Below are 13,963 nucleotides of genomic sequence, written 5' to 3' on the forward strand. Positions count from 1 at the left end.
AAATTGTTCCTTTCTGTGTTATAATTAAATTAGTTATTTTGGTAAGCGACTGATTTTTCAGTTGCTTTTTTGTTATAATCGACTTATCAACCTAGGAAGGAGGATTGCTTATGGCAACTCCAATTAAACCTGGCACCGATAACCAACCAGCTGGTCACTATGTTGAAGTTGGTCCTCGCGGAGGGCACGTTGCCAACGGTCATACAGCTACTATTGGAAAAGGTAATCGTATACCTCCAACTTCAGCTAAAGGCAATGGTTGGAAGAAAGTCTAGCCTTATCTGCGTACAGTCGTTCAATGATTGTACGTTTTTTTGATAAACAAAAGCATTTACCAAAAATATCAATTTGGATCCATGCCTCGGCATAATCTTTCCCATCTCTAGCATAATGCGTGATGTAATGATGAATCATTTTTTCTTCTCCTTTTTTAAAATTGCTATAATTGACTTATTTTGAGTTTAATTTGTTAAACATTTATTTCAAAAAAAATCTTTTACATGTTTGTTAAAAACTCCGGCTAACTTTTGAAGTGTTCGAAGTTTAACAGTTGAAAACTGACCTGATTCTATCAAATGTATTGTTGTTCGAGAAACATTTGACTTCTCTGCGAGTTCCTCTTGAGACATTTTTTCTGCCTCACGCCATTTTTTTAAACGTTCTCCTTGCACCACTCCTCACCTCCTTTTGTAGTTATGATATGATATAATAAAAATAAAATATTCGAGGCTAAAAATGAAATTAAAACCTGATTGTATACGTGATATTCTGCTTATTGTCGAAAAATATGCTACATATTCAAATGATGTTGAACAAGAAATTGTTTTTCAAGAACTAGAGAATAAATATAATCATGAAGAAATCCTGTATCATGTTCGCCAATGTGAAGCAAGCGGACTCTTCTTAAAGGTACAACACTTTTTCGGTGGTTTCTCAATTATAGATTTATCTCCAGCCGGCCATCAATTTATTAACGATATTAGACAAGATACTAACTGGAACAAAATTAAAGAAATCGCAAAGAACGTTGGTTCTACTTCTCTTGATGTCTTAAAAGAAATATCTGTTCAGGTTATTTCAAATCTTATATCAAACCAATTTAGCAAGTAATTTGATATAAACCTCGGCATAGCCTTTCTCGGCTGTGCTTTTTATTTTAATAGCTTGCACGCCATTTATTTTTTGGTTATTTATACGAATAGAGTTTTCTCGTATAGCGATGGTATCCATATCCTCACCTCCTTTCAAATTTGGTATAATAGAATAAAAACGATTGGAGAAAATCTATGTTTGTAGAAATTCAAATAAGTAACTATGCCAGACAAGATGTTGTAATAGAGAATTCCTGCCCTAATTGCCGAAAACCAATCATCCCAGATGTTGTAAGCAAAGGGAGCAGTGAAAAATCTGTAGGAAAAAGTAATATTTTCATAACATTGCAGTGTCCAGGTTGCGAACATTTCTGGGTAGAAGAGTTTTCTGCCACTCTTGACGGCACAAACCATTACAATCTAACACATGTTGAAGTTAAACCTGAATTGCCTAGTGATATCCCAATGCCAGAAGATATTGACATCATTTCGCCTATCGGAAAAGATATTTACCTACAAGCCCTAAAAGCTGAAAACGAGAAGCTTGACCATATTGCAGGCATTGGCTATCGTAAAGCTTTAGAATTTTTTGTTAAAGATTTTGTTATTTTGACAAACATGGATGATAAAGCCAAGATTGAAAGAATGCAACTCAAGCAAGTCATAGATACATATATTGATGATGAAGAGTTGAAGACAGTTGCTCTAGCTTCAACATACATTGGCAACGACGAAGGTCACTACTTCCGAAAAAATCCAGATAAGGATATTTATGACTTAAAAAACTATTTACATGGCTTCATTTTCTACCTTGGTAAGAAACTTACTTTTCTTGATGCTCAAGAGCTTGTGAATCGCTCAAAGAAATCTTAGAATCAATTTCTTCTACTTTCCCAGCAATATACGTTACAGTCCTCAGTATTTCATTGAGGGCCGTTCTTTCTAATTCATTCATTTTCTTCTCCTTATCTAAATTCATCTAAGCTGACCTCTAATGCGTCAGCGATTTTTTTGACCGTTTCAAAATGTAGGTCTTTTACTTCTCCATCTCTTAAACGGTAGATTCCAGCTGTACCAATACCAGCTTTTAAGCAAAGTTTATAAACTGTCCAATTTCTTTCAGAAAGTTTTTCGGATATTTTTTCCCAAAGCATAGCCGTTCACTCCTTATCTAGTTTTATTTTTATATTTTTGTGCTTATATATGCTATTACACTATATATTGTGTAATATACGAATATGTACCCTATTGTTACACAATATATTGACAAACATTGCTTTTTAGCATATAATATATCTTGACTAGGACCTCTCACCGTTTTAGTCAAAATTCCAATAGAAAGGAGGAAAAATATGAGTAACAACTTGGCAAAACTTGACATTCTACTAACTCATGGGATTATCGCTGAAGATACAGATCACAAATTGATAATCCAAACAGCTGCTGGACAATACATTGGCAAACCTTACAATCCTGATAATACTGATTATCCTTACGTATCTGCTATTGCTCAAAAGATAAAAGATCTTAGATTTTCTGAATACGATGAAAATAATCCAACAGCTGTCTTCTTGGTAGACGTTGAACTTCGTACCAATTCTATTGGTGGCTCATTCAAAATGCCATACGTTTGTCTATTTTTAGATCAGATTCTGGGTGTTTCAATTGGGAATTTTGAACAACCGATTGAAGAATAGCATTTTGGTCTATTACAAAGTCTATCGCTTGATCGATAGGCTTTTTTCTTTTTCCACTATACGGATATCGTCTTGGTTTCATTCTCTCACCCCTTTCAAAAAATAAAATTCCAAATCACAATAGTGATTATTACACCAATAGCGACCAGTCCGCCGACTGTCCAAAGTTTGTTTTTGTCCATTGCTTTTTACCTTGCATTATGCTAAACTACAAATAGGTATCGGGGCAGTTGCCCCTTAACCTATCTAAATATGATTTGTAATAGTACAGCGATGAGCGCAATTACCGCTGCTATTACTGTGGCTCTTGGCTGTGTCAGCCAAGGGTCTTTTTGTTTACGCCGGCGTTTTAGCATAACGTTTTTTCCTTTCGTTTTATTTGCTTATCTCTAAGCTTGATTATAGTTTAACACGTTAAACATAATTTGTCAAGTGTGTTAAACAAAAAATATTTACTTTTTTTATTTTTAAGTGTATAATAGATTAAACAACATATAGAAAGGAGTTTTTTAATGAAATTAGGAGAATTACTAAAATCATACAGATCAGAACATAAGTTATCTATGGATGCTTTTTGCGAATTATCTGATTTAACAAAAGGGTATATTTCTATGCTTGAAAAAAATGAGCATCCGAAGTCAAAAAAACCTATTGTTCCATCTTATGAAACGATAGAAAAAATTGCTAAAGGCATGCAAATTTCTGCAGAAGATTTGATTGATATGCTTGATGACGATCAAGAAATTCAAATCAATGCTACTCCCCCTGTTCTTTCAAAATCTGAAATCCAACAAATCTACGACCAGCTTCACCAGCCACGTCAAGAAAAAGTATTGACATTTGCTGACAAGCAGCTCAAAGAGCAGAAAAGTGAAAACTCAAGTATAGCAGAGCCACTTACTGAATACCACGTATTCGAGAAATTATCTGCTGGAAATGGTTACGACTACATGGAAGACCGCAACTATGATGTCGTATTCTACAACAAAGATATTGACCACGACTTTGCTTCTTGGGTCTATGGAGATTCCATGGAACCTAAATTCCTTGACGGATCTGTCGCCCTTATTAAAGATACTGGTTGGGACTATGATGGCGCCATTTATGCCGTGGATTGGGACGGTCAAAGCTATATCAAGAAAGTCTATAAAGAAAAAGATGGCCTAAGGCTCGTCTCTATCAATGACAAATACGATGATAAATTCGCAAAATGGGAAGAAGAACCCCGTATCATCGGTAAGGTGGTTGGCAATTTTATGCCGGTAGAAAGATAAAGAAGTGTTTTATGAAAATAGGAATGAGAACTCCTAGTTTAAAAAGAAGCTTAAAAGCTAGGACTACATCAAAGTGGAAGCGCCAAATAAAAAAAGCGGTGATTCCAGGATATGGACAAAAAGGAATAGGCTGGATTAAAAAACCTAAAAAAGCAATGTATAACAAAGTATATCGCAAAACAACTTTTGGATTATCGGACATTGTAAAATCTTCAAAAGAGAAAAGTTCAGCTAAAGTTAAGAAAAAAGCTATCCGACAATCAAAAGACTACACAGCAAAAGACTATAAACAGGCTGGTATTGTAATGATTATTTTAGGTCTACTATTGATGTTTGTGATACCAGTTTTAGGGATATTCTTTTTGATTCTTGGTATCATTTCATTTGGTGTTGCCACCCTATTTTCTAAAAAATATTCAAGGAGTAAATAAATGGGATTTTTTGACAAAGCAAAAGAAGAAGGATCTTTCTCTTCCGCTTCAGGTATTGAGAATCTTCATTACGTCGTATTACAGGTAACTTTAAAAGAAAAATTTATTGGAACTGGTTCAGGAAATTTAACAGAGTTAGAAAATGTAATCAATAAACAAGCCAAAAAAGGTTATCGTCTACATACCATTGCTACTAGCAATGGCGGAAGTAAAGGACTAGGTGGTGGTGATAGAATTCAAGCTACTATGGTTTTTGAAAAAATTTATTAAATAAAAAAGCCCCACGCTCTCAAAGTTTGGCGACTCTGAGCGTGAGGCAAAAACGATTGTATAAGAAATAACCATTCAAAAGGTCGTTTTCCTATACCCATTTTACCAAATTTAAGGAGAAAACACAATGTGGGTAGAACAACACAAAAGCGGAAAAGTAAATTTTGTTGAAAGATACCGTGACCCTTATACCAACAAATGGAAAAGAACGTCTATACTCATGGAGAAAGACACCCCCAGAATACGAAAAGAAGCTCAAAAGATACTTGATACTAAGATAACTAACCTTATGAATAACCTAAAAACGTCAGAAATGCTCTTTACAGCTCTTTTAGACCAGTGGTGGGGATTTTATCAGCAAGAGATAAAACGGTCGTCTATAGCTTCGTTAAGGGGCAATATCAAAGAAATAAGAGAGTCTTTTGGACTGAATGTAAAAGTGGTCAATATTGATCCCAAATATGTCCAAACTTACCTAGACAATCTCAACTGCTCCAGAAACAAGAAAGAGCGTCACAAATCTATGCTCAACCTTGCTTTTGATTACGCTGTTGATTTGAATATTATTAAAGATAATCCGTCTCGGCGGGCCAAACTCCCGCGGATAAAGAAAACTTTAGAAGATTGGAAAAAAATTGAAGAAAAATATCTTGAAGAAGATGAAATTCAACCGCTTCTTAAAGAGTTATATCGACGCCCCAACACTTACCGTTTAGGGTTACTGTCTGAGTTTATGAGCCTAAATGGCTGCCGTATTGGTGAGGCAGTCAGTATCGAACCAACAAATTATGATTTTGAAACCAGGGCTCTACAGTTGCACGGAACCTATGACCACACAGAGGGCTACCGTAACGGCGAAAAGACAACTCCTAAAACTCTTGCTTCCTACCGGGAAACAATCATGACCAACCGTGAAATGGAAATCCTCAAAGAATTGGAGTTCATGAATGAACTGGAAAAAAACACCAATCTACGATATAGAGACATGGGCTACCTTTTCACAACTAAAAACGGAGTTCCTATTCAAACTAACTCTTTCAACCTAGCTCTTAAAGCTGCCAACGAGCGATTGGAAACGCCGATTCGGAAAAATCTTACCAGCCACATCTTCCGTCATACTCTAGTCAGCCGTCTGGCTGAAAACAATGTCCCACTTAAAGCTATTATGGATCGTGTCGGTCATGCTGATTCAAAGACGACTGTTCAAATTTACACCCACATCACCAAGAAAATGAAGTCAAATGTGGCTGACATCATGGAAAACTATTGATTTTATGCCCCAAAAATGCCCCAAAACACAAGAAAAAGCCTATTGCACAACGAGAAACGTTGATACAATAGGCTTTTTCGTACACTATTATTTAACAGCATCTTTAAGAGCTTTACCTGCTTTGAATGCTGGTACTTTAGAAGCTGCGATTGTGATTTCTTTACCAGTTTGTGGGTTGCGACCTTTACGTGCTGCACGTTCACGAACTTCAAAGTTACCAAAACCGATCAATTGAACTTTTTCACCAGCTGAAAGGAATTCAGTTACTGCTGCAAATACTGCATCAACTGCTGCTGCTGAATCTTTTTTAGTCAATTCTGTAGCTTCTGCTACTTTTGCGATTAAATCTTGTTTGTTAGCCATTTAACAAATCCTCCAAAATATTTTATGAATTAGTGGTTACTAACTCTAACAAGTATTATCATATCTAAAAAATACTGTTAGGTCAAGCACAAAACGAACTTTTTTCTATTTTTCAAAAAATATCAAACTTATTCATAGCGAACAAGGACTGCCCAAGCATTTTCCCCAGTATGCGTTTGAATGATAGAACCAGTTTCTAAAACAGGAATCGGAGCTGTCACATACTCTTGCAAGACTTGTTTCATCTCATTCGCCAATTCAGCAGTTCCAGCATACGAAATTCCAATTTCTGCCACTTTTTTATCTTTCAGGTTTCCAGCTAAATCATTGACCCATTTTTTGAAAGTTTTTACGCCCCGCCCCTTTACAATTGGCTGCAATTCATGATTTTTCATCTGCATAACCACTCGGATATTCAGAAGCGAGCTAAGAAGTCCTGTTACACGACCAATACGACCACCTTTTACAAGATTTTCAAGGGTGGAAACCCCGATATACAATTCTGTCTTTTCGCGTACTTCTTCAATTTTTGCTAAAATTTCTTCTAAATCAGCACCTGCCTTGGCTAATTTGGCAGCTTCTACCACCTGAAACTTCAAAGCTTGATCCGTAAAAGAGCTATCAATGACTGTCACATCAACATTTGCCAAAGTTGCACCTTGACGCGCAGCTTCAACCGTTCCAGACAAAGCATGAGACATGTGAATAGAAATGATTTTATCTGCAGTCTCACCAAGAGTTTCAAAGACTTCTGCAAAAACACCGACAGGTGGCTGGCTTGTTTTAGGTAGATTTTTACTTGACTGCATTAACTGAAGAAATTCTCCTTCCTTTAAATCAGCATCTGAGTAAACAACACCATCTACCATTACAGACAAAGGGACGATTGTAATCTCTAAATCCTCTACAACTTGCGGTTCAATCGTAATAGATGAATCCGTTACAATTTTGATTTTTGTCATGTTTTTCCTACTTTATAAATTTTATTCTATTTAACTTATTATATCAAAAAAATAACTTTTTGTGGAATAATTTTTCTGGATAAAATATGTAAAAGATGTGTAGAGCTTTCTATTTTTCTAAATAAACAGAATTATTAAATTTTCAGAAAATAATTGACACTCCACTATTTTTTTGTTAGCCTATTGATATATCTTATTAAAGCAGATGCTTTTAAAGAAAGGGTTGATAAATGAAACAGACAAAATTTTTGGGAATTCTTTGTCTTACACTTATTTTGATTTCCATTACAGTTAGTTCCAGCAACTTTTCATGGTGGCAGCTAATAAATTGTGATAAACACACTTGGTTGCTCTTTTGGGAATCGCGTTTTCCAAGAACGATGAGTATTCTTCTAGCAGGCTCTAGTATGAGCATTGCAGGTCTTCTTATGCAAACTATCACACAAAACCATTTTGCTGCTCCTAGCACGGTCGGAACAGTAAATGCTGCAAAATTTGGCATGCTGCTCAGTTTATTTTTCTTTCCGTCAGCTACATTGGCGCAAAAAATGCTATTTGCTTTTGTATCTGCTATTTTTTTTACGATTATTTTTATTAGATTTGTCAGAAAATTCTCATTTAAAGAAAAATGGTTGCTTCCACTTGTAGGAATTATCTATAGTGGAGTGATTAGTGCTGCTGCTGAAATTCTTGCCTATCGTTTTGATTTAGTTCAAAGTATGACTTCATGGACGCAAGGCTCCTTTTCCATGATTCAGACGCACCAATACGAATGGCTCTTCTTGAGCTTGGTTATTTTAATAGCTGTCTGGCGATTGTCTGCTACTTTTACCATTATGAATCTCGGAGAAGAAGCTAGCCACAATTTAGGCATTTCCTTTTCTCAAATAGAAGGGTTGACTCTATTTCTCATTTCCTTGACAACAAGTGTTACCATGATTACAGTTGGGTCGCTCCCATTTATCGGTGTCATTGTTCCAAATATCATTCGCAGGTTTTATGGCGACCATGTCACGCGCATCAAGGGTTTGACTGCACTAACAGGGGCTTGTCTCATCTTGATTTGTGATATTGTCGCTCGGCTGGTCATTCGGCCTTACGAAGTATCCGTCAGCTTAATCTTGGGGATTTTGGGAAGCTTGATGTTTATTTATCTCTTGTGGCGAGGTGCTGCTCATGAATAAAATGAAAAAACAAACAAGCACCTTATTACTGCTTCTGCTGATTCTAGTAAGCCTGAGCTGTTTCTTCTATTTAGCACCGATGGATTATCCTTTAACAGGCTTTATTATCAAATTACGCACCCAAAAATTACTAGCTTATTTTTTTGTTGCCCTTGCAGCAAGTTTTGCAACGATTAGCTTTCAAACTATCACAGAGAATCGTTTTTTAACACCAAGCATTCTAGGTATGGAGTCTCTTTATGTCCTGATGCAAACAGTTTATCTTTTCTTTGCGAGCAAGTTTATCGGCAGCACCAGTCATCCTTTAATGGAGTTTGTCCTTGTTTTAGTCACTCAATGCGGCTTCTTTCTTTGCTTGCAGCCTGCATTAAAAAAATTGCTCCAACAAGGATTTATCTTTATTTTATTGATTTGTATGGCGCTAGGGACGCTCTTTAGAAGTGCTAGTACGTTCTTGCAGGTACTAATGGATCCCAACGAATATGATAAACTGCAAACAAAACTCTTTCCTTCTTTCCAACGAATGAATATGGATATTTTATTCGCTGCTGTCATCGTTATCGGGCTAGCTGGATTCTATTTGCTAAAGAAGAATGCCATTTTGAATGTTTTTCATTTGGATAAAAAGACAGCGACTATTTTAGGTGTGGAAGTTGAAAAAGAGCAGAAAAAGATATTATGGGCAGTTGTTTTGTTAACTTCTACAACCACCGCTCTTGTTGGACCTATGATGTTCTTCGGCTTTATGATGTCCAATTTAGCTTATCTGTTGGTAAAAGAATATCAGCATAAGTGGCTGTTCTTGATTGCCAGTTTGCTCGGTTTTATCTTTCTAGTCAGCGGGCAATTGTTAGTCGAGCGAATTTTTCAGCTCCAAATCAATGTCAGCATGGTGATTGAATTAGTCGGCGGGCTGTTCTTCTTCTATCTTTTAGCCAAGGAGGCGAAACACTAGTATGCAATTAAAAAACATTGGCAAATCATTTGGAAATCAAGCAATTTTAGAAGATATTCAACTGAATATTTCACCGAGCAAATTCACCGCCTTTATCGGTCCAAACGGTGCTGGAAAATCAACGCTGCTTTCCATTATGAGTCGTTTGCTCAAGAAAGATCAAGGTTTTCTCAGTATCAAGGGAAAAGAAATTGAAGCTTGGAATTCAAAAGAGTTGGCCAAAGAATTAACGATTTTAAAACAAAAAATCAATTACCAATCTAAATTAACGGTTGAAGAATTGGTTTCCTTCGGTCGTTTTCCATACAGTCAAGATCGTTTGACAAAAGAAGATTTAGAAAAGGTGGAACAAGCACTTGAATATCTGGACATTCTTGATTTAAGAGACCGTTTTATTGATACGCTCTCCGGCGGTCAATTACAGCGCGTTTTTATCGCAATGGTGCTCACTCAAGATACTGAATTTATTCTTTTAGACGAACCGCTGAATAATTTAGATATTAAGCAAAGTATTTCTATGATGAAAATTTTGCGGTCTCTCGTTGACGACTTAGGAAAAACGATTATTATTGTCATTCATGATATCAATATTGCCAGTCAATATGTTGATGAAATTGTCGCCTTTAAAAACGGAAAAGTCTTTTATCAAGGCACAACCGATCAAGTCATGAGAAAAGAAATTTTAGATCCATTGTATGAAATGGACATTACCCTTGGTGAAATCAATGGTAAGAAAATCTGTGTTTATTTATAATATTAAAATTGGAGGATTTCTGATGAAACAGAATACAAAAACACTACTTTTATCTCTCTTTGCAACAGTTGCTGTTGTACTTTTAGCAGCTTGCGGTGCCAATAAACAAACTTCAAAAACAACTACTTCCTCTTCTGCTGCAAGCGAAGTTACTGTTCAAACAGCAAATGGTGAAGTTAAAGTTCCGACCAACCCTAAAAAAATTGTAACACTCGATTTAGGAGCAGCCGATACCATTCGTGCTTTGGGCAAAGAAAGCAGCATTGCCGGTATGCCAAAGAAAACTCTACCTGCTTATTTGAAAAATCTATCAAGTAAAATCAAAAATGTCGGAACGATGAAAGAACCTGATATGGAGGCTATCGCTGCCTTAAAACCAGACTTGATTATCGCTTCTGGTCGTACAACTCAATACGTCAAGAAATTCAAGGAAATTGCTCCTACTGTATTGTTCCAAACAGATAACAAAGACTACTGGGGTTCCACCAAGAAAAATATCCTATCCCTAGCAAGTATCTTCGGGGAAGAGGGAACGAAAAAAGCTAAAAGTGAATTAGCTAAATTAGACAAGGAAATTCAAAACGTTGCTACTGCAAATGAAAAATCAAATAAAAAGGCTCTTGCGATGATGTTGAATGAAGGTGCAATGTCTGCTTTCGGAGCTAAATCACGCTTTGCTTTTCTTTACAGCACTTTGAAATTCAAACCAACAGATGCTAAAATTAAGGAATCAAGACACGGACAAGAAGTCAGCTTTGAAAGTATCAAACAAATCAATCCAGACATCATCTTTGTTTTGAACCGCACTCTTGCTATCGGTGGGGACAATTCGGCTAATAAAGATTTACTGAATAACTCGCTAGTTCAAGAAACAAACGCTGCCAAAAATAAAGCAATTGTAAACCTGACATCCGATCTCTGGTACCTCAGCGGTGATGGACTTGAATCAACAAAATTGATGATTGAAGACGTTAAAAATATAGCTGGGAAATAAGCAAAAAGAGTTGAGAGAAACCTACTTAATTAAGAATTTCTTTCAACTCTTTTATTGTACAAAAATCAGCGCTAACTCAGTCATCTTCATCCACCAAATTATTATTTTTAACGAAATAATGTTTTAAGATACCTTCATCGCCAAATAAAACTCCATGGAGAACCCCGCCATAGACAGCTCCACCATCCATACCAATTTTTTGATCCTGCGTTTGCCAAAGACGACTTGTCCCAGGCATTTCAGAGAAGAGGTAAAAAGTCGGAGTATGACCAAATACGATTATCTTTCCTGTTTGATTAAGAGCTTGATGAAAAGGCTCACGTATCCAAACTTTTTGGTAATCACTTGTTTGATGCCAATCTTTCAAAGTTAAATCAATACCAGCGTGTACAAAAATATAATGTTCTGTTTCAATAAAGAAAGGCATCTGGCGAATAAAAGCCACGAGGTCTGACGCCTCTTCCAACACGCGCTTCGCGTCTTCAACTCCATCAACAGGAGTATTTAAAGGCCGTTTTAAAATGGAATTGATTGTCGTATCTCCACCATTGCGACGATAGTGATCATAGCCTCTCTTGGGATTATCCAACCAGGTTAGAAACATGTATTCGTGATTCCCAGAAATGCAAATTGCTTCTTGCTTTTCGACAAGACTTTTCACACACTCTAAAACTGCTCGGCTGTCCTCACCGCGGTCAATCAAATCTCCCAAAAAAATGAGCTGACTTTTCCCATCCCATTTTTTGAGTAATGTTTCTAGCATATCTGCTTTTCCGTGCACATCGCCAATTACAAAATAATTTGTCATGATTTTTCTCCTGATAAAAGAAGAGATTGAAACGAAAGTCTTCAGCTTCAAAGCATATTGAGTAATAAACAACTAACGCAGTGGCTAATTGCTCAAAGCACTGCTTTGAGGTTGCAAACAGATCTTGCGGAGCAAGTCACTCTTCGTTCGCTTTTCAAACTCGGAAGAAGATTCTTCGTTTCCTTCATTCACCACCTCAACAGTCTAGGAGACTAGAAACTAAGAATTTTTATTTTTGTCTCACTTCTATTTTATTTTTTCAATAGTTCTCTAGCCTGCGTAAAGGCAGATTCTGTTACATTTTCACCAGCCAACATTTTAGCAATTTCTTCAATCCGTTCATCATCTGATAACAGGCGAACAGTTGAAACGGTCGAATGCTCATCTGATATTTTTTCAATGAAAAATTGATAATCTGCGATGGCAATCACTTGAGGTAAGTGCGAGATGGCAAGGACTTGTCCGTTTGAGCCAATCCTATGAATCTTTTGGGCGATAGCTTGCGCAACACGTCCCGATACGCCCGTATCCACCTCATCAAAGACAATGCTGGTCTTGCCTTCCTTACGAGAAAAAGCAGACTTGATTGCCAGCATCAAACGAGACAATTCACCACCAGAAGCGACCTTAACGAGAGGCTTGAAATCTTCACCCGGATTGGTCGAAATGTAAAATTCAACATGCTCATTTCCCTCACGGCTGAACTTACCTTTGGTAAATTGAACCTGAAAATTTGCCTTTTCCATATAGAGGTCTTTTAACTCTTGCTGAATCTCGGCTTCTAACTGCTGTGCTAATTCATGTCTAGCTTGACTGAGATGGCCTGCTAGAGAAACCAAATCTTTTTCTAGCTTTTTCAGCTCTTTGTCCAAATCCTCTGATGAAAGATTTTTCCCAGTAAGAAGAGCGTATTCTTTAGAAATCTGCTCAAAATAAGCTAAAACATCATCTACTTGTCCACCATATTTGCGAGTAATGGCGTATATTAGATCAAGGCGACTTTCTACTTCTAAAAGACGTCCACCATCAAAATCCAAGCCTTCTAGAATATCTTCCAAACGCTTTGTTACATCTTCCAGCACATAGTAAGATTCTGAGAGATTAGCTGCAATTTCTTTGTAAGTAGCATCATATTCTTCGATAGCTTCCATATCATTCATGGCAGAGCGAACATTCGCTAAACTAGAAAATTCTTCATCATCCAGCATGGCATAGGCATTTGTCAAAGTATCCGCAATCTGCTTATGGTTGAGCAATTTATCACGTTCTTGGTTTAAAGCTAAATCTTCGCCAGCTTTTAAATTAGCCGCCTCAATCTCTGCAATCTGGTATTCCAGCATGTCAATCCGTGCTTTATTTTCTTCTTGATTCTTCTGAATCGTTACAACCTGCTTGCGCAACTGGCGATACTGGTCAAAGGTTTGTTGATAATCCGCTTTGAGTTTAAAAAACGCGTCATCTCCAAACTCATCCAACATGGCAATATGCAGCTGCGGTCGCATGAGTTCTTCCTGGTCATGCTGACCGTGAATGTCCACCAAATGCTGTCCAACTGCCCGCAAAACAGACAAATTGACCATTTGACCATTGATACGGCTAACGCTGCGTCCATTTTGAAAAATTTCCCGCCGAATAATCAACTCATCCGTCATCTCAAGACCTTGCTGCTCAAAAATTTCAGTCAAAGCCTTGCTCTGCTCAATCGCAAAAAGCCCTTCAATCTCAGCTTTAGGAGCGCCATGACGAATCACATCTGTTGTCGCGCGACTCCCCAACATCATATTCATGGCATCAATAATAATAGATTTTCCAGCGCCTGTTTCCCCCGTCAAAACAGTCATTCCCTGTTCAAAATTGAGGGAAACCTCTTCAATAATCGCAAAATTTTTAATGGAAATTTCAAGTAACAT

Annotated in this window: 19 protein-coding genes; 12 read left to right on the plus strand and 7 right to left on the minus strand. The window is 36.9% G+C overall.

Going from position 1 to position 13,963, the window contains the following annotated elements; translation table 11 throughout:
• The first annotated feature begins 110 nt into the window (after window positions 1-110).
• A complete protein-coding gene (locus FQ204_RS06700; protein WP_144210097.1) occupies window positions 111-275 on the plus strand; it encodes a YjzC family protein in 165 nt (54 codons plus the stop codon).
• A gap of 207 nt (window positions 276-482) precedes the next feature.
• Here FQ204_RS06700 and FQ204_RS06705 read toward each other — a convergent pair whose 3' ends face one another.
• On the minus strand, window positions 483-671 hold the full coding sequence (locus tag FQ204_RS06705; RefSeq protein WP_081026672.1) for a helix-turn-helix domain-containing protein: 189 nt from the start codon (window positions 669-671) through the stop codon (window positions 483-485).
• A 64-nt stretch (window positions 672-735) separates the two neighbouring features.
• On the opposite strand from FQ204_RS06705, the gene FQ204_RS06710 reads away from it, so the two are divergent.
• Window positions 736-1,110, plus strand: a complete 375-nt coding sequence (locus tag FQ204_RS06710) for a DUF2513 domain-containing protein (protein WP_144210099.1) — start codon at window positions 736-738, stop codon at window positions 1,108-1,110.
• Here FQ204_RS06710 and FQ204_RS10510 read toward each other — a convergent pair.
• Complete coding sequence (locus FQ204_RS10510; RefSeq protein WP_164503725.1) at window positions 1,090-1,230, minus strand: hypothetical protein; 141 nt, start codon at window positions 1,228-1,230, stop codon at window positions 1,090-1,092. The two genes, FQ204_RS06710 and FQ204_RS10510, sit on opposite strands and share 21 nt — an antisense overlap.
• Before the next feature lie 56 nt (window positions 1,231-1,286).
• Here FQ204_RS10510 and FQ204_RS06715 point away from each other — a divergent pair, with 56 nt between their 5' ends.
• Complete coding sequence (locus tag FQ204_RS06715; protein WP_144210101.1) at window positions 1,287-1,964, plus strand: DUF4145 domain-containing protein; 678 nt, start codon at window positions 1,287-1,289, stop codon at window positions 1,962-1,964.
• Between the two features lie 92 nt (window positions 1,965-2,056).
• Here FQ204_RS06715 and FQ204_RS06720 read toward each other — a convergent pair whose 3' ends face one another.
• Entirely contained in the window at window positions 2,057-2,245 is a 189-nt protein-coding gene (locus tag FQ204_RS06720) for a helix-turn-helix domain-containing protein (RefSeq protein ID WP_144210103.1), read from the minus strand.
• A 198-nt stretch (window positions 2,246-2,443) separates the two neighbouring features.
• On the opposite strand from FQ204_RS06720, the gene FQ204_RS06725 reads away from it, so the two are divergent.
• The 5 genes from FQ204_RS06725 to FQ204_RS06745 all read left to right on the plus strand — a co-directional run bounded on the left by FQ204_RS06725 (window position 2,444) and on the right by FQ204_RS06745 (window position 6,033).
• Window positions 2,444-2,788: a hypothetical protein gene (locus FQ204_RS06725; protein ID WP_057489779.1), complete on the plus strand. Its 345-nt coding sequence runs from the start codon at window positions 2,444-2,446 to the stop codon at window positions 2,786-2,788.
• A 512-nt stretch (window positions 2,789-3,300) separates the two neighbouring features.
• Entirely contained in the window at window positions 3,301-4,062 is a 762-nt protein-coding gene (locus FQ204_RS06730; protein WP_144210105.1) for an XRE family transcriptional regulator, read from the plus strand.
• Between the two features lie 11 nt (window positions 4,063-4,073).
• Window positions 4,074-4,493: a zinc metallopeptidase gene (locus tag FQ204_RS10720; RefSeq protein ID WP_144210107.1), complete on the plus strand. Its 420-nt coding sequence runs from the start codon at window positions 4,074-4,076 to the stop codon at window positions 4,491-4,493.
• Window positions 4,494-4,763 carry a DUF4177 domain-containing protein gene (locus FQ204_RS06740; protein ID WP_070811611.1) on the plus strand — a complete coding sequence of 90 codons (270 nt, stop codon included), beginning with the start codon at window positions 4,494-4,496 and terminating at the stop codon, window positions 4,761-4,763.
• A 127-nt stretch (window positions 4,764-4,890) separates the two neighbouring features.
• Complete coding sequence (locus tag FQ204_RS06745; RefSeq protein WP_144210109.1) at window positions 4,891-6,033, plus strand: tyrosine-type recombinase/integrase; 1,143 nt, start codon at window positions 4,891-4,893, stop codon at window positions 6,031-6,033.
• An 87-nt stretch (window positions 6,034-6,120) separates the two neighbouring features.
• Here the strand turns inward: FQ204_RS06745 and FQ204_RS06750 are convergent, their stop codons facing one another.
• The gene (locus FQ204_RS06750) at window positions 6,121-6,396 is read right to left on the minus strand and encodes an HU family DNA-binding protein (RefSeq protein WP_003036014.1); all 276 of its coding nucleotides are present in this window, start codon (window positions 6,394-6,396) and stop codon (window positions 6,121-6,123) included.
• A 128-nt stretch (window positions 6,397-6,524) separates the two neighbouring features.
• On the minus strand, window positions 6,525-7,358 hold the full coding sequence (locus tag FQ204_RS06755) for a DegV family protein (protein ID WP_144210111.1): 834 nt from the start codon (window positions 7,356-7,358) through the stop codon (window positions 6,525-6,527).
• Between the two features lie 230 nt (window positions 7,359-7,588).
• Between FQ204_RS06755 and FQ204_RS06760 the strand changes: the two genes are divergently transcribed.
• The 4 genes from FQ204_RS06760 to FQ204_RS06775 are packed head-to-tail and all read left to right on the plus strand — an operon-like array spanning window position 7,589 to window position 11,245.
• Complete coding sequence (locus FQ204_RS06760; protein WP_144210113.1) at window positions 7,589-8,542, plus strand: ABC transporter permease; 954 nt, start codon at window positions 7,589-7,591, stop codon at window positions 8,540-8,542.
• Window positions 8,535-9,497 carry an iron chelate uptake ABC transporter family permease subunit gene (locus FQ204_RS06765; protein WP_144210115.1) on the plus strand — a complete coding sequence of 321 codons (963 nt, stop codon included), beginning with the start codon at window positions 8,535-8,537 and terminating at the stop codon, window positions 9,495-9,497. Before FQ204_RS06760 ends, FQ204_RS06765 begins: the two co-directional genes overlap by 8 nt.
• Window position 9,498: 1 nt before the next feature.
• The gene (locus tag FQ204_RS06770; protein WP_144210117.1) at window positions 9,499-10,251 is read left to right on the plus strand and encodes an ABC transporter ATP-binding protein; all 753 of its coding nucleotides are present in this window, start codon (window positions 9,499-9,501) and stop codon (window positions 10,249-10,251) included.
• Between the two features lie 22 nt (window positions 10,252-10,273).
• Complete coding sequence (locus FQ204_RS06775; RefSeq protein ID WP_144210119.1) at window positions 10,274-11,245, plus strand: siderophore ABC transporter substrate-binding protein; 972 nt, start codon at window positions 10,274-10,276, stop codon at window positions 11,243-11,245.
• 76 nt (window positions 11,246-11,321) lie between these two features.
• On the opposite strand, the gene FQ204_RS06780 is transcribed toward FQ204_RS06775, so the two are convergent.
• Both FQ204_RS06780 and recN read right to left on the minus strand, forming a co-directional pair.
• Complete coding sequence (locus FQ204_RS06780) at window positions 11,322-12,053, minus strand: metallophosphoesterase (RefSeq protein ID WP_144210121.1); 732 nt, start codon at window positions 12,051-12,053, stop codon at window positions 11,322-11,324.
• Between the two features lie 251 nt (window positions 12,054-12,304).
• The gene (recN, locus tag FQ204_RS06790) at window positions 12,305-13,963 is read right to left on the minus strand and encodes a DNA repair protein RecN (RefSeq protein ID WP_144210123.1); all 1,659 of its coding nucleotides are present in this window, start codon (window positions 13,961-13,963) and stop codon (window positions 12,305-12,307) included.

It is taken from the genome of Streptococcus constellatus (genome assembly GCF_902167705.1).
Lineage (GTDB): Bacteria > Bacillota > Bacilli > Lactobacillales > Streptococcaceae > Streptococcus > Streptococcus constellatus_A.